The sequence below is a fragment of the Paenibacillus sp. OV219 genome (assembly GCF_900110075.1).
Classification (GTDB): domain Bacteria; phylum Bacillota; class Bacilli; order Paenibacillales; family Paenibacillaceae; genus Paenibacillus_Z.
The window spans coordinates 14606-40966 of record NZ_FOCJ01000016.1; the positions used below are offsets into that span (position 1 = coordinate 14606).

Here is a 26361-nt window from a genome sequence, read left to right on the forward strand (position 1 = left end):
TGACCATTATGTCACAACCAATCAGAGTGCGGTATGCACCGTCACCGACAGGGCATTTACATATCGGCAATGCCAGAACGGCCTTATTTAATTATTTGTTTGCACGCAACTTAGGCGGCAAATTCATCATTCGAATTGAAGATACAGACGTGAAGCGCAACGTGGCGGGCGGCGAAGAGAGTCAGCTGACCTACCTCAAGTGGCTCGGCATCGACTGGGATGAGAGCGTTGATATCGGCGGCGGCTACGGTCCGTACCGCCAGACGGAGCGGCTTGATATTTATAAAGAGTATTGGCAGGAGCTGCTGGACAAAGGCCTTGCTTATAAGTGCTACTGTACAGAAGAAGAGCTGGAGCAGGAGCGGGAAGAGCAGACAGCGCGCGGCGAAATGCCTCGTTATTCGGGCAAGCACCGCAGCCTGACGGATGAGCAACGTACTGCATTCGAAGCAGAAGGCCGTATTCCAAGCATCCGTTTCCGTGTGCCTGAAGGTAAGCTGTATACGTTCAACGACCTTGTGAAAGGTCAAATTAGCTTTGAATCGGATGGCATCGGCGATTTCGTTATCGTGAAGAAGGATGGCATTCCGACGTATAACTTTGCGGTAGCGCTCGATGATCACCTGATGGCGATCAGCCACGTGCTGCGCGGCGAAGACCATATCTCCAACACGCCGCGTCAGCTCATGATCTATGAAGCGTTTGGCTGGGAGACGCCGGTATTCGGCCATATGACGCTGATTGTGAGTGAGTCCCGGAAGAAGCTCAGCAAACGCGATGAGTCCATTATCCAGTTCATTGAACAATACGATAAGCTTGGCTACCTGCCGGAAGCCATTTTCAACTTCATTACGCTTCTTGGCTGGTCACCGGAAGGTGAGCAGGAGATATTCACTCGTGAGGAATTGATTGAGGCGTTCGACGCGAGCCGTCTTAGCAAGAGCCCAGCCTTGTTCGACACGAACAAGCTGAGCTGGATGAACAACGAGTACATGAAGAAGACCGAGCTACCGCGTGTCGTCGATATGTGCGTGCCACATCTGCAGGGAGCGGGCCGCCTGCCTTCTGAGCTGAGTGCGGAAGACCGCGCTTGGGTCGGCGACCTCGTTGCGCTTTATCAAGATAAGCTCCGCTTTGCAGCAGATATCGTACCGTTAACTGAGCTGTTCTTCAGCGCAGAAACTGCCGATGAGGAAGAAGCGGTGACGGTTCTCTCAGAGGAGCAAATGCCTGTTGTACTGCAGGCGTTCCTTGAGCAAGTGAAGGCGCTTGAAGCATTCAATGTAGACGGTATTAAAGCAGCGATTAAAGCGGTCCAGACATCGACCGGCTTCAAAGGCAAACAGCTGTTCATGCCGATTCGAGCTGCTCTCACTGGCCAGACGCATGGTCCGGATTTGAATCAATCGATCGCTTTGCTTGGCCGGGCGAAAGTCGAGCAGCGGTTGCAAGGTCGTTTAGCTTAAGCGAGGAAGCGGGACCTGGCCTTAGGCGCATGTCCTACTTGCCAGTTCTCGGGCGCTAAGCTATACTTGAGGTACTTTAATTTCTGTCAGGCAGACACACACGTATAAGGCTTGGAACAGGATCGTTTATTTCAATTGGGAATTGTCAGAGAGGGCGACCTTCAAACGGAGCTGGAGCATGTTAGTTATGATTCGGATACGGCTTGATGGCTGGGAGTTGCTCATTCCTCGGAATAGACATTGCGCCTGGGAGCCGCGCCTCCGAACTGTCGTTATCGGCAGGGTGGGTGGTGACGTTTGGTCCTCGTTACGGACTTATGAGACGAGAATGGTTGACTGCATACATGTGTATAGCAGCAATCATTTCCGATGCAGAGTGGAACCGCGTATACACGCCTCTGCAGCCAATTGGCTGCGGAGGCTTTTTTGTTTACCATGTCTGAGAGGAGGACTCGGCCCGTGATTCGAAATTTTAGAACCGACATAGAAACGATTCTTGAGAACGATCCAGCCGCCCGGAATAAGCTTGAGATCATCTTCACGTATTCAGGCCTCCACGCGATCTGGGCACACCGTATTGCGCATGCATTTTACAAGCGTAATTGGTTCACCATTGCCCGCCTCATATCACAAACGAGCCGGTTCTTCACAGGCATTGAGATTCATCCTGGCGCGACCATTGGATCGAAACTCTTTATCGACCACGGGATGGGTATCGTCATCGGGGAGACGTGTGAAATCGGCGACAACGTCGTTATTTATCAAGGCGTAACGCTCGGCGGTACGGGCAAGGAGAAGGGGAAACGGCATCCAACGATTGGTAACAATGTCGTTATTGCTTCGGGGGCGAAAGTTCTAGGCTCCTTCAAGGTTGGGGACAATGTGAATATAGGCGCCAATTCTGTCGTTCTGCGCGAGGTGCCGCCGAATAGTACGGTAGTCGGCATTCCGGGACGAATTGTGAAGCGCAATGGCGCGCGCGTCAGTGATCGGTTAGATCATACGCAGCTGCCGGATCCTGTTATTGAGATGCTTAGGGCGATGCAGAAGGAAGTGTCGGAGCTGCGGTTTGAGCTTGAGCAAGAGAAACGCAAACATCGTGAGGAGAAACGAGAAAATGAGCCTGCGAATTTATAATACCCTGTCACGGGAAAAAGAAGACTTTATCCCGCTTGAGCCGGGCAAAGTCAAAATGTATGTGTGCGGACCGACCGTATACGACTATATCCATATCGGCAACGCGCGTCCTGCCATTTTCTTCGATGTGGTGCGCCGCTACTTGGAGTCGATTGGCTATGAGGTGACATACGTCGTGAATTTCACGGACGTGGATGATAAGCTGATCCGCAAGGCGGAGCAGCTCGGTACGACGGTGCCGGAGGTAGCAGAGCGATTCATTGAGGCGTTTAAGGAGAACATTGAAGGTCTCCGCATTAATAAAGCATCGCTGAATCCACGCGTTACGGATCACATTGAAGAGATTATCGCGTTCATAGCTGAGCTTGTGGATCGCGGTCACGCGTACGAGAGTGGTGGAGATGTCTACTATCGCACTAGCACATTTGCTGATTACGGCAAGCTGTCACATCAGAACTTGGAGGAGCTGCAGCTCGGTATCCGCATCGGCGTGGATGAACGCAAAGAAAGCGGTCAAGACTTTGTACTGTGGAAGGCTGCGAAGCCAGGCGAAATCAAGTGGGATAGTCCGTGGGGTGCAGGCCGTCCGGGCTGGCACATAGAATGCTCGGCAATGGCGCGCAAATATCTGGGTGATACGCTCGACATTCACGGCGGCGGCCATGACTTGCAGTTCCCGCATCATGAGTGCGAGATTGCACAGTCCGAGGCAGTTACCGGCAAACCACTTGCTAACTACTGGATGCATAACGGCTTCATCAACATTAACAATGAGAAAATGTCCAAGTCGCTCAGCAACGGTATTACGGTTCAGGAAATTCTGAAGCGAATCAAGCCGGAGGTTATTCGCTACTTCATGCTATCCGCGCATTATAGAAGTCCACTGAACTTCAGCGATGAGACGATTGCACAAGCGGAGAATAGCGTGGAGCGGATCGTGAACTCAGTTACCAATCTGAAGCACCGCCTGTCTATCGCTGTCAGTGAGGCGGATGAATCTGTTCCAGCATTGGAAGCGCGAATTGGCGAAATCAAAGCGCAGTTTAATGCGAAGATGGACGACGACTTCAACACGCCTGATGGGATTACGGCACTGTTCGATCTCGTTAGTGAAGCAAACCTGTATCTGCAACGGCCGGTCGTATCTGAGGCCGCACTAAACTTGCTGCTCGAAGCGTTCGAAGCGTTTAACCGCGTCCTTGGTCTGCTCAATACGGAGGATGAACTGCTGGATGCGGATATCGACGCACTTATCGTACAGCGGACCGAAGCTCGGACGAACAAGGATTGGAAGCGGGCTGACGAGATCCGTGACCAATTGTCGGCGCTTGGTATCGTGCTGGAAGATACGTCGCAGGGCATCCGTTGGCGGCGCAAATGATGAACGAGCGGATGAATATCGACGATCTCGCATCAGATAGCCTGTTGTTTCATATCCCGACGAAGCCGATCAATCTGTTGAATCCGATCGTTCTCGCTTATATCGGAGACGCCGTATTTGAAGTGCTCGTCCGACAATACTTGATTTCGTTACCAAATCATAAGCCGAACCATCTGCACCGGCAGGCTACACAGTTCGTTTCAGCGAAGGCGCAGTGCATGCTGTTGGAGAAGTGGCAGCCTCACTTAACAGAAGCTGAAGCGGACATTGTGCGCAGGGGACGCAATGCCAAGTCGGGTACGGCGCCAAAAAACGCCGACCCGGCGCATTATCAGCAAGCAACGGCGCTGGAGTGCTTGATCGGCTATCTCTATTATGGGAAGCAAATTGCGCGTATACGTGAGCTAATGGCGATTGCATTCGATGAAGCTCCCGAAGAACGTGAAGATACAAACGAGCAGACTTAACAAATAGACATCAGAAGAGGAGGTTCAGCATCAGCATGAGCACACAAGATGAATCACAAGAATCACAAGAATCACAAGAATGGATTGCAGGGAAACATCCGGTTATGGAGGCGCTGCGCTCCGGTCGCGACATCAATAAGATCTGGATCGCGGAGCAAGCGCAGAAGAATGCGCAGCCGATCATGATGGAGGCGAAGAAAGCAGGGATCATCGTTCAGGTGGTCGATAAGCGCAAGCTGGACCAGATGGTCGAAGGCGTACCGCATCAAGGCGTCGTCGCTCAAGCGGCGGCACACCGCTATTACGAGGTAGATGAGCTACTGGCGCGGGCGAAAGAAAGCGGGGAGCAGCCGTTCTTCCTGCTGCTGGATGAGATTGAAGATCCACACAACCTCGGTTCTATTTTGCGGACGGCTGAATGCACAGGGGTTCATGGTGTTATTATTCCGAAGCGCCGCTCGGCGTCATTAACGGCAACGGTGTCCAAAACATCGGCCGGTGCGGTTGAGTACATTCCAGTTGCGCGTATTACGAATATGGCGCAAACGATTGATAAGCTGAAGGAAGCGGGTATCTGGGTGGCAGGAGCGGATGTTGGCGCGAAGCAGGACGTATACTCCTCATCGACCAAGTTCGATATGCCGCTTGCAATCGTCATCGGCAACGAGGCGAAGGGTATCGGCCGATTAATTCGCGATAAGTGTGATTTTCTAATCAAGCTGCCGATGAACGGACAGCTCAATTCGCTCAATGCTTCCGTTGCTGCGGGAGTGCTTATGTACGAAGTGTTGCGTCAGCGCCTTAACCGCTAACCGATGAAACGGCGGGACGATGTGCTGCTTGTCGACGGGTACAATATGATCGGCGCCTGGCCGGAGCTTGCCGCTTTGCGGGACAAGGACTTCGAGGATGCGCGCGACCGGCTGTTGGAGATGCTCGCTGACTATCAAGGTTTTACGGGCATGACGGTTATTGTCGTGTTTGACGCGCATCAAGTTCCAGGCATCGGTAAAACCTTCAAGCAGCGCAGGCTGACGGTCGTTTTTACGAAGGAGAAGGAAACAGCCGATGCTTGCATTGAGCGGTTTGCATCGGAAATGGCGCAACGAAGCCGTAATATCCATGTTGCTACGTCAGATATGATTGAGCAGCATGTCATATTCGGCAAAGGCGCTCTTCGTAAATCTGCAAGGGAGCTGCTGACTGAGATCAAGCAGAGCCGCAAAGCGATTCAACATAAAGTTGAGCAGAAGACTAACGTGAGGAATGAGCTCGACAGCAACTTGAAGATGGATGTCCGGATGAAACTGGAAAAGATGCGTCGAGGCGAATTGTAGTGTATAGCTGGTGTAATCAAGGTGTTAATTTCAGTTAACGAAACATCTAAGATTCGGTGTGATATTCCAGATTTGCTAGATAATAAACAGCCGCGAGGCGCCGTTATCATTGACTGAATTAGGTTACATAATGTATACTGAGTCTATGTTTCTCATCGTGGATACTAGTGCTAGATTGATTTTTCCAGGTTTGCTGCATGCTCTTAATATGATTAACAAATGTGCGCCGGTATATAGATTATGCTACTGAAAGTTAAGGGCATTGTACGCCTTTCGAGCCGGAGGGATTGTTCGTGAGCATCGACCTCAGAGAATGGAAAACGCTGGACTATGACTGCAGAACGGACGAAGACATTGTAGAGACGGTTCGCGAGGGTGATAGCGAAGCTCTTGAATATTTAATAAACAAATATAAGAACTTTGTCCGGGCTAAAGCGCGATCCTATTTCTTGATCGGGGCCGACCGCGAGGATATCGTCCAAGAAGGTATGATTGGTCTTTACAAGGCGATTCGCGATTTTAAAGGGGATAAGCTTGCTTCTTTCAAGGCGTTTGCTGAATTGTGCATTACAAGGCAGATTATTACGGCAATTAAGACCGCCACACGCCAGAAGCATATTCCACTGAATTCGTATGTTTCGCTCGATAAGCCGATCTACGACGAGGACTCTGACCGTACGTTGCTTGATGTTATCTGCGGGACTAGAGTGTCGGATCCGGAAGAATTGATCATCAATCAAGAGGAATTCATTGGTCTTGAAGATAAGATGTCGGAGATTCTGAGTGATCTTGAACGTAAGGTGCTCATGCTTTATCTTGACGGGAGATCCTATCAAGAAATTGCTGTCGATCTCGATCGCCATGTGAAGTCCATCGATAACGCGCTGCAACGTGTGAAACGGAAGTTAGAACGTTACCTCGAGCTGCGAGATATTGGAAGCTAACCGACTTAAATAGGGAGCCGCCGAGGCTCTTTTTTTAATGGGAGGGTATTTCACGGTTTGAAGTGCCTCTCCGTTGACAATACTGTCAATTGCGGAAATGGAAATGTTCGTCTTATTTGCTCTGTCGTCTATGTCTCTTATGTGAACGGCAAGTGAGTGATATACCAGTGTACAGGAACAGTTTTCCGTTGACACTGAATATTGCTTGTGATAAAGTGTTTTGGTAGCCCTAAATAGGTCTTTTTTTATTATGGGTTCTGAATCAGGCTAGATTCACATACATGCATCACATTTATTTATTTATGGTAAGTTCGGGAGGTGTCAGCAATGCGGGTAATAATTACGTTGGCTTGCACAAACTGCAAACAAAGAAACTATGCTTCGAGCAAGAACAAACGGAATCACCCTGACCGTATTGAGATGAAGAAGTTTTGCAAGTATTGTAACGAGCATACTCCTCATCGCGAAACTCGATAGGTCAATTTGGAGGTGTGGACGTGGCATTTTTAGCTAAACTGAAGCAGAGCTTCGGGTCGACTTTTTCCTTCTTAACCGACAGCTTCGCGGAACTGAAGAAGGTCCGCTGGCCAAGCCGCAAGGAATTGACAAGCTATACGCTCGTAGTTTTCTTTACGATTGTAGCAGTGACAATTTACTTCTGGGTTCTTGACATCGGGATTTCCGCATTGGTTGAACTGATTGTTTAAGAAGGGTCCAAGGGTGGCTTGAGATGGAAACGATGGAGAAAAGATGGTATGTTGTTCACACCTATTCTGGGTATGAGAACAAAGTAAAAGCGAATTTGGAGAAACGTGTTGAATCCATGGGCATGGAAGATAAGATCTTCCGTGTGCTTGTACCGATGGAGGAAGAGGTTGTAAACAAGGACGGTAAGAAAAAGATCGTCATGCGTAAAGTTTACCCTGGTTATGTCCTCGTCGAAATGGTTCAGACGGATGATTCCTGGTATGTCGTTCGCAACACTCCCGGCGTAACCGGATTTGTCGGTTCGACTGGCTCAGGTTCGAAACCTACCCCACTTTTGCCTGATGAAGTGGAGCAGATTTTGAAACATATGGGTATGGAAGAACCTAAACCGAAGATCGAATTCGATCTGAAGGAGACGGTACGTGTTAAAGTCGGGCCGTTCGCTAATTTTGTCGGAACAGTGGAAGAAATTCTGCTCGACAAGAGCAAGCTGAAGGTGCATGTCAACATGTTCGGCAGAGAAACTCCGGTTGAGCTTGACTACGGTCAAGTAGAGAAGGTTTAATAGACCTGCCAAGCCTAACGTGATCGCCTTGCGGCGATGAAACGTTAGTGCAAACATGTGATTATTACGGCAAGGAGGTGTTCATCATGGCAAAAAAGGTCATCAAGTTGGTTAAACTGCAAGTTCCAGCTGGTAAAGCGAATCCGGCTCCGCCGATCGGCCCAGCACTAGGTCAAGCAGGCGTAAACATCATGGCGTTCTGTAAAGAGTTCAATGCTCGTACAGCTGATCAAGCGGGTCTTATTATCCCGGTTGTAATTACAGTATTCGAGGATCGTTCTTTCACTTTCGAAACGAAGACTCCACCGGCTGCAGTACTTCTTCGCGTTGCTGCTAAGATTGCTAAGGGTTCCGGCGAGCCTAACAAGAAAAAAGTAGCTACAGTTAAGCGTTCGGTCGTTCGTGAGATCGCTGAGCAAAAAATGCCTGATCTCAACGCAGCTTCTGTAGAAGCAGCAATGCGCATGGTTGAAGGTACAGCGCGCAGCATGGGCGTTGTCATCGAAGACTAATTCGCATGAGCAACAACTAGGACACGCCAGATGGCGTTGTCTGACTAGGCGGAACTTGTTTTCGCTTAGGTGGGAGGATCTCCATTTCGCATGGAGTATTTTCCGCTACTACCACACAAGGAGGAGAATTTTTAATGGCTAAACACGGTAAAAAATATCTTGAAGCTGCAAAACTGATTGATTCCGAAGCTACCTACGAAGCTCTTGAAGCTATTGAACTCGTTCAGAAAGCTTCGACTGCAAAGTTCGACGAAACTGTTGAAGTAGCAGTTCGTTTGGGTGTAGACCCTAAGAAACAAGACCAAGCTGTTCGTGGCGTAGTTGTGCTTCCTCACGGCACTGGTAAAACAAAGCGCGTACTCGTTTTTGCTAAAGGCGATAAAGCTAAAGAAGCAGAAGCAGCTGGCGCAGATTATGTTGGCGATGCTGACGTAATCGCAAAAATCCAACAAGGCTGGTTTGAGTTCGACGTTTGCGTTGCAACTCCGGACATGATGGCTGAAGTTGGTAAACTCGGTCGTATCCTCGGCGGTAAAGGTCTTATGCCTAACCCTAAAGCGGGTACAGTAACGTTTGACGTTACGAAAGCCGTTCAAGAGATCAAGGCTGGTAAGATTGAATACCGTCTTGACCGTGCAGGTCAAATCCACGCACCAATCGGTAAAGTATCGTTCGATGCTGAGAAGCTGAACGAGAACTTGAAATCGTTGGTGGATGCGCTGAACCGTGCTAAGCCGGCTGCAGCTAAAGGGGTTTACCTGAAAAACATTGCGGTTTCCTCGACAATGGGTCCTGGCGCGCGTGTTAACGCAGCTGAATTCCGTTAAGAGAAAACGCAACTTTGAAATTCGAATATGCATACCGAAGACAGTAGGTGCCTGCGCGGCTTAATTCCCTACCGAGGTGTTATGATAAACGTGTTTGTTCGCTGCCTGCTTTGGCAGGTGCGATTTACGGACCATCATGGCCTTCGCACTGTCTGCGGGGGCCTTTCTCATGCACCGACTGGAAAGGACTCCGCTGCTTTCAATCGGGATGTTGATAACATAACGGGAGGTGTACATTTTGGCTAACGCAAATATCATTCAAGGTAAAGAGGCTGCTGTTGCAGAAATCACAACGAAACTTCGTGAGAGCTCCGCTACAGTTGTTGCTGATTACCGTGGTCTTAACGTTGCTCAAGTAACTGAGCTTCGTAAGCAATTGCGCGCAGCGAACGTTGAGTTCCAAGTGTTGAAGAACTCCTTGGTTCGTCGTGCAACTGCTAACGCAGAACTTTCTGAGCTGGATGCCGCTCTTGCTGGTCCTACAGCAATCGCGTTCAGTAAAGATGATGCTGTTGCTCCTGCTAAAATCTTGGCTGATTTCGCTAAGAAGAACGACGCACTGAAACTTAAAGGCGGCGTTATCGCAGGTCAAGTATTCAACGCAGAAGAAATTAAAGCATTGGCAGATCTGCCTTCCCGCGAAGGTTTGCTCTCCATGCTCCTCAGCGTGCTTCAAGCACCAATGCGCAACTTCGCCCTTGCGGTTAAAGCTGTTGCAGAGAAACAAGAAGCTTAATTTCCTATCCGGCAAGCCGGAATTTAATAACAAAAACAAAACAAATTATTGGAGGTTTATCTCATGAGTAAAGAGCAAATCTTGGAAGCCATCAAAGGCATGAACGTACTCGAACTGAACGACCTGGTTAAAGCAATCGAAGAAGAATTCGGCGTAACTGCTGCAGCACCAGTTGCAGCAGCAGGTGCAGCAGCAGCTGTAGTCGAAGAGCAAACTGAGTTCGACGTAATCTTGAACAACGCTGGTGCTTCCAAAATCAACGTTATCAAAGCAGTTCGCGAAATCACAGGTCTTGGCCTGAAAGAAGCGAAAGACCTTGTTGACGGCGCTCCTAAAGCTGTTAAAGAAAGAGTATCCAAAGAAGACGCTGATGCTGTTAAAGCTAAGCTTGAAGAAGCAGGCGCTTCCGTAGAAGTTAAGTAATAATCCGCTTAATAGCGGCGAACCCCTTGGAGCTCTTGCTTCAAGGGGTTTCCTTAATTTATAGGACTGTTCTGTTGAAGGAGGAAGCTTTCGTGGCAGACCATTATTATACGCATAAACCAAGTACAGTGCATGATCGCCATCAGCTAGAGACGGAAATCCGTGGTTATAAGCTGAAATTCATGACGGATGCCGGCGTATTCTCGAAGACGGGCATTGATTATGGCAGTAGAGTGCTGCTTGAAGCGCTTGAGCTAGGTGAGCAGGCGAATGTACTGGACGTTGGCTGTGGTTACGGGCCGATTGGGATTACAGCGGCGAAGCTTGCGAGTGAAGGTAAAGTAACGATGATTGATATCAATGAGCGTGCAGTCGGACTTGCGAATGAGAACGCGAAGCTGAACGGCGTTACGAATGCAATTGCGCTACAAAGCGATATCTATGAGAGTGTGCAAGACCGTTCCTTCGATACAATCATAACGAATCCTCCAATTCGGGCGGGTAAAGAAATTGTCCACCGTATCTTTGAAGAAGGTGCGAAGTTACTAGCTCCGGGCGGTGCAATGTGGGTAGTTATTCAGAAGAAGCAAGGTGCGCCATCCGCTGAAGCCAAGCTCGAAGCGATATTTGGTAATGTTGAAGAAGTAACCAAGGACAAGGGATATCGTATATTTAGGTCGATGAAAGAAGACTAGGATATAAATGAACATTTTGTTGACTTGACTTTTCTAATGTGATATCATTATAAAATGTCAGTATTAAAATGGGTACAATGTCTTTAGTGAACTAAAATGTCAAGCGGTATTTTAACGTATAGAATACGCGCATTTGACGTATAATGTTTACATTTTGGGTCAAAATTACTTGATATGAGACTTTTACGGTCTATGCTGTAAAGGTATGACTGACAGAGGTATGCTCTTCTTTCGAACTCTCGATAAGGGCTTTTCTTTATTTGAATCAGTATTTTGCTTAAAGGTGCAAAGCTGATTTTAACAATGTGAAACGTTCGAGATTTCTTGCTTGTGAGTGAATGATTCAAATTCATGAGCGAGTAGTAACAGCGAACTGTTTAAGCTTGTTTATACAAGGTCATTGTTCACTTTCTGTGAAGCAGACATGAGGGGTGAGGTTAAGTTGGCAGGACAACTTGTTCAGTATGGGCGTCGCACACGTAGAAGCTATGCCCGCATCCGCGAGGTGCTCGAAGTTCCGAACCTGATTGAAATCCAACAAAAATCGTACGAGAAGTTTTTGGAGAAGGATTTGCTTGAGCTTTTCCAAGATATCTCGCCGATTCAGGATTTTACAGGTAATTTGATGCTTGAGTTCATCGATTATTCACTTGGTGAGCCTAAGTACTCTGTCGATGAGTCGAAGGAACGCGACGTTACTTACGCAGCTCCGCTGCGTGTGAAAGTGCGGCTCATTAACAAAGAAACCGGCGAAGTGAAAGAGCAAGAAGTGTTCATGGGCGATTTCCCGCTGATGACCGAAACGGGCACATTCATTATCAATGGAGCGGAACGTGTTATCGTCAGCCAATTGGTTCGTTCACCTAGCGTGTACTTTAGTACGAAAGTGGACAAAAACGGCAAGAAAAACTATACAGCAACTGTGATTCCGAACCGTGGTGCTTGGCTGGAACTTGAGACTGATGCGAAGGACATCATCTATGTCCGTATCGATCGTACTCGTAAAATTCCAGTGACGGTTCTTCTTCGCGCGCTTGGTTTTGGAACAGATGCTGAAATTTTAGAATTGCTGGGCCATGACGAATATATCCGCAACACGCTGGATAAGGATAACACCGATTCCACGGAAAAAGCGCTTATCGAGATTTACGAAAGACTTCGTCCAGGTGAGCCACCGACGTTGGATAACGCTAAGAGCTTGCTAGTAGCTCGTTTCTTTGATCCAAAGCGTTATGATCTTGCTAACGTAGGACGTTACAAGATTAATAAGAAGCTTCACATCAAGAATCGTTTGTTCAACCAACGATTGGCTGAAACATTAGTTGATCCGGCTACGGGAGAGATTCTCGCTGAAGCTGGTCAAATGATTGACCGTCGTTTGCTGGATGAACTCATTCCGCATTTGGAGAACAACGTAGGTTTCAAAACCTATCACGTTGCGAACGGTGTGCTTGATGCTGATAGCATTCCATTGCAAACGATCAGCGTACACTCTCCACTGGATGATAGTAAAGTGATCAAAGTTATTGCGAATGGCATTATTGACAAAGCAGTTAAGCATGTTACGCCTGCTGATATTATCTCATCTATCAACTACTTCATTGACTTGCTTCATGGCGTTGGTAGTACAGATGATATCGACCACTTGGGTAACCGTCGTTTGCGTTCCGTTGGCGAACTGCTCCAGAACCAGTTCCGTATCGGTTTGTCCCGTATGGAGCGTGTTGTTCGTGAGCGGATGTCCATTCAGGATGCGAATGCAATTACGCCTCAGGCGCTCATAAACATTCGACCTGTTATTGCTTCGATTAAAGAGTTCTTCGGATCCTCACAATTGTCGCAATTTATGGATCAAACGAACCCGCTTGCTGAACTTACGCACAAACGTCGTCTGTCCGCACTCGGACCGGGCGGTTTGACTCGTGAGCGTGCGGGCTTTGAGGTTCGTGACGTTCATAACTCTCACTATGGCCGTATGTGTCCGATCGAGACGCCAGAGGGGCCGAACATCGGTCTGATCAACTCTTTGTCGACATTTGCGCGTATTAATGAATATGGCTTTATTGAAGCCCCATACCGCTGGGTTGATCCTAAGCTGGCTATAGTAACGGAGCAAATTGCATACCTGACTGCTGACGAAGAGGATAACTACGTTATCGCGCAAGCGAATGCGAAGCTTACCGGCGAAGGTAAATTCATAGATGATGCGGTTATCGTTCGTTACAACAAGCAGGCGGACAATATTTTGACTATGCCAACCGAACGCGTTGACTACATGGACGTATCGCCGAAACAGGTTGTATCCGTCGCGACGGCGCTCATTCCGTTCCTCGAGAACGATGACTCCAACCGTGCGCTCATGGGTTCCAACATGCAACGTCAGGCTGTACCGCTTCTTATTCCGAAATCGCCGCTAGTCGGCACAGGAATGGAGCATAAGTCTGCGAAAGATTCCGGCGTATGTATCGTTGCTAAGTATGATGGCGTCATTGAACGCGTATCTGCTAACGAGATTTGGCTGCGTCGTGTTGAAATGGTAGATGGCAAGCCGGTTACAGGCGACCTTGTGAAGTCGAAGCTGCATAAGTTCATGCGTTCGAACCAAGGTACATGTATCAACCAACGTCCGCTTTGCCATAAAGGCGACATCGTTAAGAAAGGCGATATCCTTGCTGACGGTCCTTCTACAGAAATGGGCGAATTGGCGCTCGGACGTAACGTTGTTGTTGCGTTCATGACGTGGGAAGGCTACAACTACGAGGATGCGATTCTACTTAGCGAGAAGCTCGTTAAAGAGGACGTGTACACGTCGATTCATATTGAGGAATATGAGTCTGAAGCGCGTGATACGAAGCTCGGACCTGAAGAAATTACACGCGACATTCCGAACGTCGGTGAAGAGGCGCTCCGCAACCTTGACGAGCGTGGCATCATCCGTGTCGGTGCTGAGATTAGTGCAGGAGACATTCTCGTTGGTAAAGTAACGCCTAAAGGCGTGACAGAGCTGACGGCTGAAGAACGTTTGCTGCATGCAATCTTTGGTGAGAAGGCGCGCGAAGTTCGTGATACGAGCCTCCGTGTACCTCATGGTACTGACGGTATCGTCGTTGACGTTAAAGTATTTACGCGTGAGAACGGTGACGAGCTGCCACCAGGCGTTAACCAACTCGTACGTGCCTATATTGCTCAGAAACGTAAGATCTCCGAAGGGGACAAAATGGCGGGACGACATGGTAACAAGGGTGTCATCGCTCGTATCCTTCCGGAAGAAGATATGCCGTTCCTGCCAGACGGCACGCCTGTAGAGGTTGTTCTTAACCCGCTAGGCGTACCATCCCGTATGAACATCGGTCAAGTGCTCGAGGTTCACCTTGGCATGGCTTGTAAGCATCTTGGTATTCACTCTGCAACTCCGGTATTCGATGGTGCTCGAGAGTATGACGTATTCGACACTATGGAAGAAGCAGGCATGCAGCGCAACGGTAAAACAATTCTATACGACGGGCGCTCCGGCGAGCCGTTCGAGCGTGAAGTTACCGTTGGTGTCATGTACATGATCAAACTGGCGCACATGGTTGATGATAAGATCCATGCTCGTTCCACTGGTCCTTACTCGCTCGTTACGCAACAGCCGCTGGGTGGTAAAGCTCAGTTCGGTGGTCAGCGTTTCGGGGAGATGGAAGTTTGGGCGCTTGAAGCCTATGGCGCCGCATATACGCTGCAAGAGATTTTGACAGTTAAGTCCGATGATGTTGTCGGTCGTGTCAAAACGTACGAATCGATCGTGAAGGGCGAGAACGTTCCAGAACCGGGCGTGCCTGAATCGTTCAAAGTTTTGATCAAAGAGCTTCAGAGCTTAGGCATGGATGTTAAGATCCTGGCTGAGAACGAAGAAGAGATCGAAATGAAAGAGATGGATGATGAGGATGACGGAGCATCTGACAAGCTCAACCTCAATCTAGAAGGCACAGAGGTCGGCGCTGAATCATAGGCCGTGCTACTGTTTAATGTCATAAACAATGTCGATCCTTCTTCACGGGCGGATCAAGCCGGCGGGAGTCTCTCTAATAGAGGCATTCTGCTGGCTGCCAAGACATGTAAGCAGCAAGAACAAAGTGAACCAGGACGAAGGAGGGTTGCTCCTTGTTGGACGTGAACAACTTCGAGTATATGAAGATTGGATTGGCATCTCCGGATAAAATTCGATCGTGGTCCCGCGGAGAAGTTAAGAAACCGGAAACGATCAACTATAGGACTTTGAAACCGGAGAAAGAAGGTCTTTTCTGCGAAAAGATTTTCGGGCCGACGAAAGACTGGGAATGTCATTGCGGTAAGTACAAACGTGTACGCTATAAAGGCGTCGTTTGTGACCGTTGTGGCGTCGAAGTAACACGTGCGAAGGTTCGCCGTGAGCGTATGGGTCACATTGAGCTTGCAGCTCCTGTATCTCATATTTGGTACTTCAAAGGAATTCCGAGCCGTATGGGGCTTGCGCTTGATATGTCTCCTCGTTCGCTTGAAGAGATTATCTATTTTGCATCTTATGTGGTAACTGATCCAGGAGATACTCCGCTTGAGAAGAAGCAGCTACTCTCGGAGAAAGAATACCGCAGCTACCGTGAGAAATACGGGTATGGCTTCCATGCTGGCATGGGTGCTGAAGCAGTGAAGAAGTTGCTTCAAGACATTGATGTTGAGCGTGAGCTTGAAACACTGAAAGAAGATCTTCGTACTGCTCAAGGCCAGCGCCGTAACCGTGCGATTAAGCGTCTTGAAGTCATCGAAGCATTCCGTAACTCCGGCAATATGCCGGAATGGATGATTCTTGATGTTCTGCCTGTTATTCCTCCTGAGCTTCGTCCGATGGTACAACTCGATGGCGGTCGTTTTGCAACGTCTGACCTGAATGACTTGTATCGCCGTGTTATTAACCGTAACAACCGTCTAAAGCGTCTGCTCGATCTCGGTGCGCCGGATATTATCGTGCAGAACGAGAAGCGTATGCTTCAAGAAGCGGTTGATGCATTAATAGATAACGGTCGTCGTGGCCGCCCGGTAACGGGTCCAGGTAACCGTCCGCTCAAATCGCTTAGCCATATGCTTAAAGGTAAACAAGGACGTTTCCGTCAGAACTTGCTCGGTAAACGGGTTGACTATTCCGGTCGTTCCGTTATCGTTGTCGGTCCTAGCTTGAAAATGTACCAATGTGGTTTGCCGAAAGAAATGGCGCTCGAGCTCTTCAAACCGTTCGTAATGAAGGAGCTTGTCAACAAAGGTCTCGCGCACAACATTAAGAGTGCGAAACGTAAAGTTGAACGAGTGAGCCCTGAAGTATGGGATGTGCTTGAAGAAGTAATTCGGGAGCATCCAGTTCTATTGAACCGTGCTCCAACCCTTCACCGTTTGGGTATTCAAGCGTTTGAACCGATTCTTGTTGAAGGCCGTGCGATTAAACTTCATCCGCTCGTTTGTACAGCATACAACGCTGACTTCGACGGTGACCAAATGGCCGTTCACGTACCACTTTCCGCTGAGGCGCAAGCAGAAGCACGTTTGCTGATGCTCGCATCGGGTAACATTTTGAACCCGAAAGACGGTAAGCCGGTCGTTACACCTTCCCAAGATATGGTTCTAGGCAGCTACTACCTGACAATGGACAACAAAGAGGCGCTAGGTGCAGGTTCGGTATTTGCTAACGTTAACGAGGCCATTTCCGCTTACCAACGCGGTATCGTATCGCTGCACGCACGTATCTTTATTCCAGTTAAGGTGCTTAAGAAAACGTCCTTTACCGATGCACAGCAGAAGGCGCTGATTTGCACAACTGTCGGTAAAGTCATTTTCAACGAAATTTATCCTGCGGACTTCCCGTACATCAATGAGCCTACAAAGGTGAACCTGCTGAACGGAACTCCGGATAAATATTTTGTCCATGAAAAGGGCGCTGATTTACTGAAGTTTATGGATGCCTTGGCAACTGTTGGTGGCGTCGGCAAGGAATACCTCGGTCTTATCATTGCTGAGTGTTTCCGTCAGTACCACACAACTCGGACTTCCATAATGCTTGACCAAATTAAACAACTTGGGTTCACATACTCGACACGTGCGGGTATTACTGTTGCGGTATCAGATGTTATTGTGCCGCCGGAGAAACAGGAGATCCTGAGAGAGTCCGAAGATAAAGTAAAGATCGTATCGAATCAATACCGTCGCGGTTTGATCACGAACGAAGAACGTTATGACCGTGTTATCGAAATTTGGAGTAAGACGAAAGATCAAATTACCGATGTTCTCATGAAGTCGATGGATCGTTATAACTCCATCATGCTCATGGTGGACTCCAAAGCACGGGGTAACAAATCGCAAATTACACAGCTCGGCGGTATGCGTGGTCTGATGGCCAATCCGTCAGGTCGTATCATCGAGTTGCCAATCAAATCGAACTTCCGTGAAGGTCTGACAGTTCTCGAGTACTTCATCTCGACGCACGGTGCGCGTAAAGGTCTTGCCGATACAGCTCTGCGTACAGCTGACTCGGGTTACTTGACTCGTCGTCTCGTTGACGTTGCACAAGACGTTATCGTGCGCGAAGATGACTGCGGAACAGATAAAGGCTTTAGAGTTAGTAAAATTCAAGACGGTAAAGAGGTTATCGAAGACCTGTATGACCGTATTGAAGGCCGCTACTCCTTCGAGACCGTTCGCAATCCGCAAACGGGTGAAGTTATTCTTCACCGCAATCAACTGATTGACTCGAATAAAGCGGAGGAACTAATTGCTGCAGGTGTTGAAAGCTTGCAAATCCGTTCCGTACTCAGCTGCCGTGCGCGTCATGGCGTATGTAAAATCTGTTACGGACGTAACCTGGCAACAGGTAAATTCGTTGAAATCGGTGAAGCGGTCGGTATTATCGCAGCGCAATCGATCGGGGAACCAGGAACACAGCTTACAATGCGTACATTCCATACCGGTGGTGTTGCCGGCGATGATATCACGCAAGGTTTGCCGCGTATCCAGGAGCTCTTCGAAGCGCGTAACCCGAAAGGTCAAGCGATCATTTCTGAAATCGACGGTGTCATTAAAGACATCCGTGAGACGAAGGACCGCCGTGAAATCGAAGTCCAGGGTGAAGCTGAGACGAAGATATACACAGTCACCTTTGGTTCGCGTATCCGTGCCGTCAAAGGCAAACAGATTGAAGCCGGCGATGAACTGACAGACGGCTCGATCGATCCGAAGGATATGCTCCGTATCAAAGGTATCCGTGGCGTTCAGAACTACATTCTGCAAGAAGTTCAGCGCGTATACCGGAACCAAGGGGTAGAAATCAACGACAAGCATATCGAAGTTATGGTAAAGCAAATGCTTCGTAAGATCCGTATCATTGAAGCAGGCGACACACCGCTATTGCCAGGTGCATTCGTCGATATCCATGAGTACGAAGCGAATAACCGTGAAGCAATTCTAGCTGGCAAAGAGCCAGCTGTTGCGAAACCGGTATTGCTTGGTATTACCAAAGCATCGCTTGAGACAGATTCCTTCTTGTCCGCAGCTTCCTTCCAAGAGACAACTCGTGTCTTGACGGATGCAGCAATCAAAGGAAAAGTCGATCAGTTGCTTGGTCTCAAAGAGAACGTTATTATCGGTAAACTTATCCCTGCAGGTACAGGTATGCAGCGTTATCGCAGCGTACACGTTGCCGGTATGGATGATGTGCTAAGCCCTGAAGTGCAACAAGCAGAAGCAGAGAGCGTGCCTGTAGAGTCATAATTGACTTAGATGCATGATCTAGAGCGTGAAGGCGAAGAGCGTGCTGAACGGCTGTGTATTCGTACACATTCGTTTAGTCGCTCTTTGATCCGTCATGCTATGCAAAACACGGATCCCATTTATTTACACGATATTCATGGGCAAGATGCTTGACATTCGGTTAGGCGAAGTGCTAATATGTCGTAGTGTGCCTGATCGCACAACCTCTGCACCTGTCATAATGGTTGACCTGGAAGGATGGTTCTGATGCGATTTATTATAGGTAGTAAACAAACGACGAAGATGGTCGAGAAACGTCTCGCCACTACAGTCTATGTTGCGCAAGATGCAGATCCGCGGCTAAAGAACAATATTGTTCAGCTTTGCGAGCGAGCAGGAGTGCCAATCACCTGGTCTGATACGATGAAGAGCCTTGGGGAAACCTGCGGTATTGAAGTTGGGGCAGCGATGGCAGCGGTTATTCCGGAAATCGAATAAAGCAAATATCGTTTTTACTAAGTTGAAAGACAAGGTAGAAACTTTCGTTTGTCTCTTTATGAACCGCCTGGATCTGTGGGCTTAATAGCCAATATGTCTTGAAATGCTTTACTAAGTGAGGAAGGGGGATGCAACATGCCAACAATTAACCAACTCGTTCGTAAAGGCCGTGAAGCGAAAGTCGTTAAATCGAAATCGCCGGCTTTGCAAAGAGGTTTCAATGCACTGAAACGTGAAGAAACAAACCTGAGCTCACCTCAAAAGCGCGGTGTTTGTACTCGTGTAGGCACTATGACTCCTAAGAAACCAAACTCCGCTTTGCGGAAATATGCGCGTGTACGTTTGACGAACCGCGTTGAGGTTACTGCTTACATCGGCGGTATCGGTCATAACCTTCAAGAGCATAGCGTAGTATTGGTACGCGGCGGCCGGGTAAAAGATCTTCCGGGTGTTCGTTACCACATCGTTCGCGGCGCGCTTGACACTGCAGGTGTTAACAACCGTAAACAAGCACGTTCCAAATACGGAACAAAACGTCCTAAAGTTAAAAAATAATGAAGGCATAGCCGTTCGCGGTTAGCTTCATCCTAAAATGTAAAACTAAAAGAAAGGGGGACTTCCACATGCCACGCAAAGGTCCAGTAACGAAACGTGACGTGTTGCCAGATCCGGTTTACAGCAGCAAGCTTGTAACTCGTCTGATCAACCGTATCATGATCGATGGTAAACGCGGTACTGCACAAACGATTCTGTATGATGCGTTTACACTCATCAACGAACGTACGAGCAAAGACCCTATGGAAGTTTTTGAAGCAGCAATTAAGAACATCATGCCAGTACTTGAAGTAAAGGCTCGCCGTGTCGGCGGTTCGAACTACCAAGTACCGATCGAAGTTAAACCTGAACGTCGTACATCGCTTGGTCTCCGTTGGCTCGTGAACTATTCACGTAACCGCGGTGAGAAAACGATGGAAGAGCGTTTGGCAGCAGAAATCATTGATGCTTCCAATAACACTGGTTCATCCGTGAAAAAACGCGAAGATACACACAAAATGGCTGAAGCGAACAAAGCATTCGCTCACTACCGTTGGTAGGATTCGCTTAATCGAAGGGAGACTGAATTATGGCAAGAGAGTTCTCCTTGAAAAATACGCGTAATATCGGGATCATGGCGCATATCGATGCTGGTAAAACGACTACTACAGAGCGGATCCTGTTCTACACAGGCCGTACCCACAAAATCGGCGAGGTGCACGAAGGTGCAGCTACGATGGACTGGATGGAGCAAGAACAAGAGCGCGGTATCACTATTACATCCGCTGCTACAACTGCTCAATGGAATGGTTACCGCATCAATATTATCGACACCCCAGGTCACGTTGACTTCACTGTAGAAGTTGAACGTTCCCTACGCGTATTGGACGGGGCCGTAGGTGTATTCAGTGCAAAAGAAGGCGTAGAGCCGCAATCCGAAACAGTATGGCGTCAAGCTGACCGTTATGGAGTACCGCGTATCGCATACGTTAACAAAATGGACATTATCGGCGCAGACTTCCTTAACGTAGTTAGAGATATGCGCCTGCGTCTTAACGCAAATGCAGTGGCAATTCAATTGCCGATCGGTGCAGAGAATGACTTTGTTGGTGTAATCGACTTGGTTGAACGAGTTGCTTACAAATACAAAGACGATCTTGGTAAAGATCCGGAGAAAATTGAAATTCCTGCAGAATACAAAGAACAAGTGGAAGAACTCCGCTTGGAAATGGTCGAGAAAATTGCTGAGCTTGATGAAGAGCTCACAATTAAATATCTCGAAGGCGAAGAAATTACTATTCCTGAGATCAAATCCGCACTTCGCAAAGGTGTTTGCGAAGTTAAGATTTTCCCAGTAATCGTTGGTTCCTCGTACCGTAACAAAGGCGTTCAATTGATGCTTGACGCTGTTGTTGACTACTTGCCGTCTCCAGTCGATGTTCCTGATATCAAGGGTCACCTTGAAGATGGTACAGAGACGATTCGCAAGTCTGCTGACGATCAACCTTTTGCAGCATTGGCGTTCAAAATCATGACTGACCCTTACGTAGGTAAGCTGACGTTCTTCCGCGTGTACTCCGGCGTACTTAGCTCCGGTTCATACGTTGTGAATGCAACGAAAGGCAAACGTGAACGGATCGGTCGTATCCTACAGATGCATGCTAACAGCCGTCAAGAAATCAGCGAAGTTTACTCCGGTGATATCGCGGCTGCAGTAGGTCTGAAAGATACAACTACTGGCGATACGCTTTGTGATGAGAAGTTCCCGGTTATCCTTGAGTCGATGAACTTCCCTGAGCCGGTTATCCAGCTCGCGGTTGAGCCTAAGACAAAAGCTGACCAAGACAAAATGGGTATTGCTCTTCAAAAGCTGTCTGAGGAAGATCCTACGTTCCGTGCTCACACGGACGAAGAGACCGGCCAAACGATTATCGCAGGTATGGGTGAGCTTCACCTTGAGATTCTAGTTGACCGTATGCTTCGTGAATTCAAAGTTGAAACAAACGTTGGTAAACCACAAGTTGCTTACCGTGAAACGTTTAAGACAGCTGCGAAGGTCGAAGGTAAATTCGTTCGTCAATCCGGCGGACGCGGTCAATTCGGTCATTGTTGGGTTGAGTTCTCACCGCTTGAGCCAGGTACAGGTTTTGTCTTTGAAAACAAAACCGTGGGCGGCTCAATTCCGCGTGAGTTCATTGCTCCAATTCAAGCAGGTATCGAAGAATCGATGAAAAATGGTGTCGTTGCCGGCTTCCCGGTTGTTGATATCAAAGCAGTCGTTGTCGACGGTTCCTACCATGACGTTGACTCCTCGGAGATGGCGTTCAAAATTGCTGGATCGATGGCGCTTAAAGCAGCGAAAGAAAAATGTAATCCAATCCTGCTTGAGCCTATCATGAAGGTAGAAGTAACTGTTCCAGAAGAATACATGGGCGACGTAATGGGTATGCTGAGCTCCCGTCGTGGTCGTATCGAAGGTTCGGACACTCGCCATGGTGCGTTGATCGTTCGTGCTAAGGTGCCTCTCGCTGAGATGTTTGGTTATTCCACAGTTCTTCGTTCCGGTACACAAGGACGCGGCGTGTTCTCCATGGAGCTTTCGCACTATGAAGAAGTACCACGTTCGATCTCGGAAGAAATTGTGTCCAAGTCCAAAGGTTCTGCTTAATAGCAGCCTAAGGGTTGGATGATATAAGTTGTACTTTGGCCGGATGATGAACCTCACTCGGGGCCATCCGGCCGATCACATAATCTTCTCTATAATTAAGGAGGAATTAGTTCAATGGCTAAGGCTAAATTTGAACGTAATAAACCGCACGTTAATATCGGTACGATCGGCCACGTCGATCACGGTAAAACAACGCTGACTGCTGCAATCACAACAGTTCTTTCGAAAAGATACGGTGGTGCTGCTGTAGCATTCGACCAAATCGACAAAGCTCCAGAAGAGCGCGAGCGCGGTATCACGATCTCGACAGCTCACGTTGAGTATGAGACGCCTAACCGTCACTACGCACACGTTGACTGCCCAGGTCACGCCGACTATGTTAAAAACATGATCACTGGTGCTGCTCAAATGGACGGCGCAATCCTGGTTGTATCCGCAGCTGACGGCCCTATGCCGCAAACTCGCGAGCACATCCTTCTGTCCCGCCAAGTAGGCGTACCTTACATCGTCGTATTCCTGAACAAATGCGACATGGTTGAAGACGAAGAGTTGCTTGAACTCGTTGAGATGGAAGTTCGCGACCTTCTTGCTGAGTACGAGTTCCCAGGTGATGATACTCCAATCATCCGCGGTGCTGCTCGTGAAGCACTTCAAAACCCAGATGGCCCATGGGCTGACAAAATCATCGAATTGTTCGAACAAGTCGATACTTACATCCCAACTCCACAACGTGATACTGACAAGCCGTTCCTTATGCCAGTCGAGGACGTGTTCACAATCACAGGTCGTGGTACAGTTGCTACAGGACGCGTTGAGCGTGGCGTAGTTAAAGTATCTGACGAAGTTGAAATCATCGGTATTGCTGAAGAAACTCGCAAATGCGTTGTAACAGGCGTTGAGATGTTCCGCAAATTGCTTGATTCCGCACAAGCTGGTGACAACGTAGGCGCATTGCTTCGTGGTGTAGACCGTAAAGACATCGAGCGTGGTCAAGTACTTGCTAAGCCAGGTTCTGTTAAACCACACACGAACTTTACAGCTCAAATCTACGTTCTGACTAAAGAAGAGGGTGGCCGTCACAAGCCTTTCTTCACAGGCTACCGTCCACAGTTCTACTTCCGTACAACTGACGTAACAGGTATCATCTCTTTGCCAGAAGGCACTGAAATGGTTATGCCTGGCGACAACATCACAGTAACGGTTGAGCTTATCGCTCCAATCGCTCTGGAAGATGGTACTCGCTTCGCGATCCGTGAAGGCGGTCGTACAGTTGGTGCAGGTGCAGTAGCATCCATCCAAAAATAATGAATTGCAGCGAAAGCTGCAGCTCGCAGGCAAACCCTCACTTTGGTGAGGGTTTGTTTTTTTCTATAATTTGAGGTTTGCGGTTTTGGTGTGGATTCATTATTATAGGTGAAGACAAAGACGTGCTGATTACAGCAATCAGCGTTTGCAGCAAGGACATTTGATCGAATCAGAAAGTGGCTTCTGAATAAAGCCGCTTTTTATTATGGCTTTTTCTCTGAGTGGAGTTAATAAAGAAGTTGGTCGATGAGATGCGCAGCAGAGTGAATATTGACAAGCGCGGAGCGCGACGAAGTCATCCAAACTTTTCTTTTAACGAAGCAAACATTTTAGTTGCATTCGCCCAGAGAATTCGATATAATATTGTCTGTTGGTCTGTGACGTTGCGATGATGTAAGAGGTTGCCGACACACCAGGCTCCTTTGCCATGAGGGGCGTGACGGGTTTTCTTACGGAGTATGTCCGATACTAAATTGGGCGATAGAAGGAGGGACTTTGAAATGGCAAAGCAAAAGATTCGTATCCGTTTGAAAGCATACGATCATAGAATTCTGGATCAATCCGCAGAGAAGATTGTTGAAACTGCGAAACGTTCCGGTGCAGGCGTGTCTGGGCCGATTCCGCTTCCGACTGAGAAGCAAATCATTACCATTCTGCGTGCGGTACACAAGTACAAGGATTCTAGGGAGCAATTCGAAATGCGCACTCATAAGCGTTTGATCGATATTGTTAACCCAACACCGCAAACGGTTGATGCGTTGATGCGCTTGGATCTACCATCCGGTGTAGATATCGAAATCAAACTGTAATAAAGTACATTTGAAAACCGAAAGGAAATGAGGTGTCAACATGAAAGGTATCTTAGGTAAAAAACTTGGAATGACGCAAGTGTTCACCGCTGAAGGTAACGTAGTACCAGTAACGGTTATCGAAGCAGGTCCTTGTGTTGTTTTGCAGAAGAAAGACCAAGAGAATGATGGATATGTATCCATTCAAGTAGGTTTCTCTGACAAGAAAGCAAACAGAGCAAACAAGCCGGAAATCGGCCACGCGAAAAAAGCCGAAACGGCTCCTAAGCGCTACGTTCGTGAATTCCGCGGCATCGCTGAATATGAAGTTGGCCAAGAGCTTAAGGCTGATGTATTCGCAGTTGGCGAGTTTGTTGACGTAACGGCAACTTCCAAAGGTAAAGGTTTCCAAGGTAACATCAAACGTTGGAACCAAAGCCGCGGTCCAATGGCACACGGTTCCCGTTATCACCGTGGACCAGGTTCGATGGGTTCGATTCAAGCGAACCGCGTTCCTAAAGGTAAACACCTTCCAGGTCACATGGGTAACGAAACAGTTACGATTCAAAACCTTGAAATCGTACGCGTTGATGTTGAACGCAACGTATTGCTCGTTAAAGGCTCCATTCCGGGCCCTAAAAATAGCTTCGTTAAAGTTAAATCTACGGTGAAGAAATAACCGTTAAAGAAAGGAGGAACATGAAATGCCGAAAGTAGCACTTTTTAGCGTGAATGGATCGCAAGTTGGCGAGGTTGAATTGTCCGAAGCAGTATTCGGTGTTGAACCTAACGTTCACGTATTGCACAGCGCAGTATTGTTGCAGCAAGCTTCTGAACGCAGAGGCACGCACAAGACGAAAGGCCGCTCCGAAGTACGTGGTGGCGGACGTAAACCTTGGAAACAAAAAGGTACAGGTCGCGCACGTCAAGGTAGCATTCGCTCCCCGCAATGGGTTGGCGGTGGTACAGTGTTCGGACCAACACCACGCAGCTACAGCTTCAAACTTCCTAAAAAAGTTCGTCGCTTAGCGATCAAATCTGCATTGTCATCGAAAGTTATTGATAACGAGATTATCGTTCTTGATCAACTGACATTCGCAGCTCCTAAGACTAAAGAATTCGCAGTTATCCTGAACAACCTGAAAGTGGCTCGCAAAGCACTTGTTGTTACAGCTAGCTACGAAGATAACGTAGCTCTTTCCGCTCGTAACCTTCCTAACGTGAAGTTCGTTGTAGCCGATGGCATCAATGTTCTAGATGTTATGAAATACGACAAGCTTATCATCACTAAAGAAGCAGTTGAAAAAGTACAGGAGGTGCTTGCGTAATGAAAAATCCACGCGATATTATCAAGCGCCCGATTATCACGGAACAAACGAGCGATTATATGGCGAACAAACGTTATGTTTTCGAAGTTGATCTTCGTGCGAACAAGACTGAGATCAAACTCGCGATCCAATCAATCTTCAAAGTAAAAGTAACAAGCGTAAACACGCTTCGCATGCCAGCTAAGCCTAAACGCTATGGCAAACACAGCGGATATACGTCCGAGTGGAAAAAAGCGATCGTTCAACTGAGCGCTGATAGCAACGAACTTGAGTTTTTCGAAACAGTTTAATCT

26 protein-coding genes and 1 other annotated feature are annotated in these 26361 nt (G+C 48.1%); all 26 genes read left to right on the plus strand.

Annotated elements, in window-relative coordinates; translation table 11 throughout:
- The first annotated feature begins 8 nt into the window (after nucleotides 1-8).
- Nucleotides 9-1466, plus strand: coding sequence for a glutamate--tRNA ligase (gene gltX, locus BMY11_RS26655; protein WP_090583176.1), 1458 nt, complete (start codon nucleotides 9-11; stop codon nucleotides 1464-1466).
- A gap of 459 nt (nucleotides 1467-1925) precedes the next feature.
- Nucleotides 1926-2603 (plus strand): serine O-acetyltransferase EpsC, encoded by a 678-nt coding sequence (epsC, locus tag BMY11_RS26660; RefSeq protein ID WP_256217797.1) that lies wholly within the window; start codon nucleotides 1926-1928, stop codon nucleotides 2601-2603.
- Complete coding sequence (gene cysS, locus BMY11_RS26665; RefSeq protein WP_090583180.1) at nucleotides 2584-3984, plus strand: cysteine--tRNA ligase; 1401 nt, start codon at nucleotides 2584-2586, stop codon at nucleotides 3982-3984. Before epsC ends, cysS begins: the two co-directional genes overlap by 20 nt.
- Nucleotides 3981-4451: a Mini-ribonuclease 3 gene (locus BMY11_RS26670; RefSeq protein ID WP_090583182.1), complete on the plus strand. Its 471-nt coding sequence runs from the start codon at nucleotides 3981-3983 to the stop codon at nucleotides 4449-4451. The genes cysS and BMY11_RS26670 overlap by 4 nt, the downstream gene beginning before the upstream one ends.
- Before the next feature lie 35 nt (nucleotides 4452-4486).
- Nucleotides 4487-5263, plus strand: coding sequence for a 23S rRNA (guanosine(2251)-2'-O)-methyltransferase RlmB (gene rlmB / locus BMY11_RS26675; RefSeq protein ID WP_090583184.1), 777 nt, complete (start codon nucleotides 4487-4489; stop codon nucleotides 5261-5263).
- A gap of 3 nt (nucleotides 5264-5266) precedes the next feature.
- Nucleotides 5267-5788, plus strand: a complete 522-nt coding sequence (locus BMY11_RS26680; RefSeq protein ID WP_090583186.1) for an NYN domain-containing protein — start codon at nucleotides 5267-5269, stop codon at nucleotides 5786-5788.
- A gap of 293 nt (nucleotides 5789-6081) precedes the next feature.
- Nucleotides 6082-6732, plus strand: coding sequence for an RNA polymerase sporulation sigma factor SigH (gene sigH / locus BMY11_RS26685; protein ID WP_090583188.1), 651 nt, complete (start codon nucleotides 6082-6084; stop codon nucleotides 6730-6732).
- Nucleotides 6733-7059: 327 nt separating this feature from the next.
- Nucleotides 7060-7209, plus strand: a complete 150-nt coding sequence (gene rpmG / locus BMY11_RS26690; protein WP_090583192.1) for a 50S ribosomal protein L33 — start codon at nucleotides 7060-7062, stop codon at nucleotides 7207-7209.
- Nucleotides 7210-7229: 20 nt separating this feature from the next.
- Nucleotides 7230-7439 (plus strand): preprotein translocase subunit SecE, encoded by a 210-nt coding sequence (gene secE, locus BMY11_RS26695; protein ID WP_090583193.1) that lies wholly within the window; start codon nucleotides 7230-7232, stop codon nucleotides 7437-7439.
- Between the two features lie 32 nt (nucleotides 7440-7471).
- Nucleotides 7472-8005 carry a transcription termination/antitermination protein NusG gene (gene nusG, locus BMY11_RS26700; RefSeq protein WP_090583301.1) on the plus strand — a complete coding sequence of 178 codons (534 nt, stop codon included), beginning with the start codon at nucleotides 7472-7474 and terminating at the stop codon, nucleotides 8003-8005.
- Between the two features lie 86 nt (nucleotides 8006-8091).
- The gene (gene rplK, locus BMY11_RS26705; protein ID WP_090583195.1) at nucleotides 8092-8517 is read left to right on the plus strand and encodes a 50S ribosomal protein L11; all 426 of its coding nucleotides are present in this window, start codon (nucleotides 8092-8094) and stop codon (nucleotides 8515-8517) included.
- Between the two features lie 134 nt (nucleotides 8518-8651).
- Entirely contained in the window at nucleotides 8652-9344 is a 693-nt protein-coding gene (gene rplA, locus BMY11_RS26710) for a 50S ribosomal protein L1 (protein ID WP_090583197.1), read from the plus strand.
- Between the two features lie 16 nt (nucleotides 9345-9360).
- Nucleotides 9361-9522: a sequence feature (ribosomal protein L10 leader region), on the plus strand.
- Between the two features lie 60 nt (nucleotides 9523-9582).
- Entirely contained in the window at nucleotides 9583-10080 is a 498-nt protein-coding gene (gene rplJ / locus BMY11_RS26715; RefSeq protein ID WP_090583199.1) for a 50S ribosomal protein L10, read from the plus strand.
- 63 nt (nucleotides 10081-10143) lie between these two features.
- Nucleotides 10144-10503, plus strand: coding sequence for a 50S ribosomal protein L7/L12 (rplL, locus tag BMY11_RS26720; protein ID WP_090583201.1), 360 nt, complete (start codon nucleotides 10144-10146; stop codon nucleotides 10501-10503).
- A gap of 92 nt (nucleotides 10504-10595) precedes the next feature.
- A complete protein-coding gene (locus tag BMY11_RS26725) occupies nucleotides 10596-11198 on the plus strand; it encodes a class I SAM-dependent methyltransferase (protein WP_090583203.1) in 603 nt (200 codons plus the stop codon).
- A gap of 424 nt (nucleotides 11199-11622) precedes the next feature.
- On the plus strand, nucleotides 11623-15189 hold the full coding sequence (gene rpoB / locus BMY11_RS26730; RefSeq protein WP_177182844.1) for a DNA-directed RNA polymerase subunit beta: 3567 nt from the start codon (nucleotides 11623-11625) through the stop codon (nucleotides 15187-15189).
- A gap of 152 nt (nucleotides 15190-15341) precedes the next feature.
- On the plus strand, nucleotides 15342-18968 hold the full coding sequence (gene rpoC / locus BMY11_RS26735; protein WP_090583207.1) for a DNA-directed RNA polymerase subunit beta': 3627 nt from the start codon (nucleotides 15342-15344) through the stop codon (nucleotides 18966-18968).
- 246 nt (nucleotides 18969-19214) lie between these two features.
- Nucleotides 19215-19445: a ribosomal L7Ae/L30e/S12e/Gadd45 family protein gene (locus BMY11_RS26740; protein WP_090583208.1), complete on the plus strand. Its 231-nt coding sequence runs from the start codon at nucleotides 19215-19217 to the stop codon at nucleotides 19443-19445.
- Nucleotides 19446-19580: 135 nt separating this feature from the next.
- Entirely contained in the window at nucleotides 19581-20000 is a 420-nt protein-coding gene (gene rpsL, locus BMY11_RS26745) for a 30S ribosomal protein S12 (RefSeq protein WP_090583216.1), read from the plus strand.
- Between the two features lie 68 nt (nucleotides 20001-20068).
- The gene (gene rpsG / locus BMY11_RS26750) at nucleotides 20069-20539 is read left to right on the plus strand and encodes a 30S ribosomal protein S7 (protein ID WP_090583217.1); all 471 of its coding nucleotides are present in this window, start codon (nucleotides 20069-20071) and stop codon (nucleotides 20537-20539) included.
- Between the two features lie 29 nt (nucleotides 20540-20568).
- Nucleotides 20569-22647: an elongation factor G gene (gene fusA, locus BMY11_RS26755; RefSeq protein ID WP_090583219.1), complete on the plus strand. Its 2079-nt coding sequence runs from the start codon at nucleotides 20569-20571 to the stop codon at nucleotides 22645-22647.
- Nucleotides 22648-22761: 114 nt separating this feature from the next.
- A complete protein-coding gene (gene tuf / locus BMY11_RS26760; RefSeq protein ID WP_090583221.1) occupies nucleotides 22762-23952 on the plus strand; it encodes an elongation factor Tu in 1191 nt (396 codons plus the stop codon).
- Between the two features lie 500 nt (nucleotides 23953-24452).
- Nucleotides 24453-24761, plus strand: a complete 309-nt coding sequence (gene rpsJ / locus BMY11_RS26765; protein WP_005544556.1) for a 30S ribosomal protein S10 — start codon at nucleotides 24453-24455, stop codon at nucleotides 24759-24761.
- Between the two features lie 40 nt (nucleotides 24762-24801).
- Entirely contained in the window at nucleotides 24802-25419 is a 618-nt protein-coding gene (rplC, locus tag BMY11_RS26770) for a 50S ribosomal protein L3 (RefSeq protein ID WP_090583223.1), read from the plus strand.
- A gap of 25 nt (nucleotides 25420-25444) precedes the next feature.
- Nucleotides 25445-26068: a 50S ribosomal protein L4 gene (gene rplD / locus BMY11_RS26775; protein ID WP_090583225.1), complete on the plus strand. Its 624-nt coding sequence runs from the start codon at nucleotides 25445-25447 to the stop codon at nucleotides 26066-26068.
- On the plus strand, nucleotides 26068-26358 hold the full coding sequence (rplW, locus tag BMY11_RS26780; protein ID WP_090583227.1) for a 50S ribosomal protein L23: 291 nt from the start codon (nucleotides 26068-26070) through the stop codon (nucleotides 26356-26358). Before rplD ends, rplW begins: the two co-directional genes overlap by 1 nt.
- Nucleotides 26359-26361 lie beyond the last annotated feature (3 nt).